At 63.8% G+C, this 2,199-nt stretch carries 1 protein-coding gene; it reads right to left on the bottom strand.

Annotation, left to right across the window (positions count from 1 at the left end):
• Nucleotides 1-37 precede the first annotated feature (37 nt).
• Nucleotides 38-1,867 carry a phosphoenolpyruvate carboxykinase (GTP) gene (locus P2Q66_RS01350; RefSeq protein WP_079598306.1) on the bottom strand — a complete coding sequence of 610 codons (1,830 nt, stop codon included), beginning with the start codon at nt 1,865-1,867 and terminating at the stop codon, nt 38-40.
• Between the last annotated feature and the right edge of the window lie 332 nt (nt 1,868-2,199).

Raw genomic sequence — 2,199 nt, 5'->3', positions numbered from 1 at the left:
ACCGTCGTCGTACTTTTTTGGCTACTGGCCTTTGCGGCTACTGGCCCAGGCGCTTCTTCAGCCCGGCGAGCTCGGACTGGAGTGCCTCGGGCAGGGAGTCGCCGAAGTTGGCGAACCATTCCTCGATGGAGGCAAGCTCGGCGGCCCACTCGGTGGGGTCGACCTTGACGGCTTCCTCAACCTGCGCCGGGGTCATGTCCAGGCCTTCGAGGTCGATGGCGTCACCGGTGGGGACGAACCCGATGGGGGTCTCCACGGCGTCGGCCTTTCCTTCGAGGCGCTCGATGGCCCACTTCAGGACGCGGGCGTTGTCGCCGAAGCCGGGCCATGCGAAGCCGCCCTCGGAGTTCCGGCGGAACCAGTTGACCAGGAAGATCTTGGGCAGGCGCTCCGGGTTGGCCTTGGCGGACAGGTTGACCCAGTGGTTCAGGTAGTCGCCTGCGTCGTAGCCGATGAAGGGGAGCATGGCCATCGGGTCGCGGCGGACCACGCCCACCGCACCGGCTGCCGCGGCAGTGGTTTCGGAGGACAGGGTGGATCCCATGAAGATGCCGTTGGTCCAGCTGCGGGCCTCGGTGACCAGCGGGATGGTGGTCTTGCGGCGGCCGCCGAACAGGATGGCGGACAGCTCCACGCCGTTGGGGCTGTGGTATTCCTCGGCCAGCATGTCGATCTGGTCGATCGGGGTGCAGAATCGCGAGTTGGGGTGGGCGGCGGGCTTGTCCGAGTCCGGAGTCCAGGAGTTGCCCTGCCAGTCGGTCAGGTGTGCGGGGACGTCCTCGGTCATGCCCTCCCACCAGACGCCGCCGTCGTCGGTCAGCGCTACGTTGGTGAAGATGCTGTTGCCCTTGGCGATGGCGCGCATGGCGTTGGGGTTTGTGCCCCAGCCGGTGCCCGGGGCAACGCCAAAGAGGCCGGCCTCGGGGTTGACGGCGCGCAGCTCGCCTTCCTTGCCGAACCGCATCCAGGTGATGTCATCGCCGAGGGTCTCCACCTTCCAGCCCTTGATGGTGGGATCGAGCAGGGCGAGGTTGGTCTTGCCGCAGGCGGAGGGGAACGCCGCGGACAGGTAGTACGTCTTCTGCTCCGGGGAGGTGAGCTTGAGGATGAGCATGTGCTCAGCGAGCCAGCCCTCATCGTGCGCCATGACGGAGGCGATGCGCAGCGCGTAGCACTTCTTGCCCAGCAGCGCGTTTCCGCCGTAGCCGGAGCCGAAGGACCAGATGGAGCGCTCCTCCGGGAAGTGGACAATCCACTTGTCCGGGTTGCACGGCCACGGCACGTCCGCCTGGCCCGCTTCCAGCGGAGCACCCAGGGAGTGCAGCGCGGGCACGTAGAAGGCGTTGGTTTCGGTGATCCGGTTCAGGACATCGGTGCCGATGCGGGCCATGATGCGCATGGAGGCAACAACGTAGGCGCTGTCCGTGATTTCGACGCCGAACTTCGGGTCTTCTGCGTCGAGGTGGCCCATGACGAACGGGATGACGTACATGGTGCGGCCGCGCATGCAGCCGGCGAACAGCCCGCGAAGCTTGTCCTTCATCTCGGCCGGGGGCATCCAGTTGTTGGTGAAGCCGGCGTCGTGCCTGTTCTCGGAGCAGATGAAGGTCTGCTCCTCAACCCGGGCCACGTCAGCGGGGTCCGAGAAGGCGGCGAAGGAGTTCGGGAACAGTTCCTGGTTCAGCCGGGTCAGGGTGCCGGCGGCAACAAGCTCATCGGTGAGACGGGTGTTTTCCTCTTCGGACCCGTCAACCCAGTAGATGCGGTCCGGCTGCGTAAGCTCAGCAACCTCTTCGACCCATGCCAGCAGACCGGCATGTGTGGTGGGTGCATTCTCAAGCAGCGGCTTCTGCGCCAGATCGCCCATTGCGGTTCCCTTCCTCGGGTTCATCGGTGTGTCCTAAATGCTATGGTCCGGACCACTGCCGTTTTTTGGGAGCATGCTTAGGAAATCTGCGGCTTCAGACGGGAATCCGCGTAAATCCAAGGAATAGTTGCTGGAAATAGGCCAATTAAGTGACGAAGGTCACCTATACCGGTCTAGTCGTGCAGATTACACGCCTTTCGATTTGGCACTACGGCCAACCCTCGCGTAAAGTAATTCGAGGTTCAGGGAGAGCGGTTCTTCTCCAGGAACACGAGATGCGCCCATAGCTCAGCTGGATAGAGCGTCTGTCTACGGAACAGAAGGTCAGGGGT

Origin of the sequence: Arthrobacter sp. Cr_A7, from assembly GCF_029222765.1 — a bacterium.
Classification (GTDB): domain Bacteria; phylum Actinomycetota; class Actinomycetes; order Actinomycetales; family Micrococcaceae; genus Arthrobacter.
The sequence above is the reverse complement of the archived record's forward strand: the minus strand, read 5'-3'. Positions and strand labels throughout refer to the sequence as shown.

What these genes read in the sequence shown, in the direction of transcription:
- P2Q66_RS01350 (WP_079598306.1), bottom strand. Translation starts at nt 1,867, where the DNA reads ATGGGCGATCTGGCGCAGAAGCCGCTGCTTGAGAATGCACCCACCACA.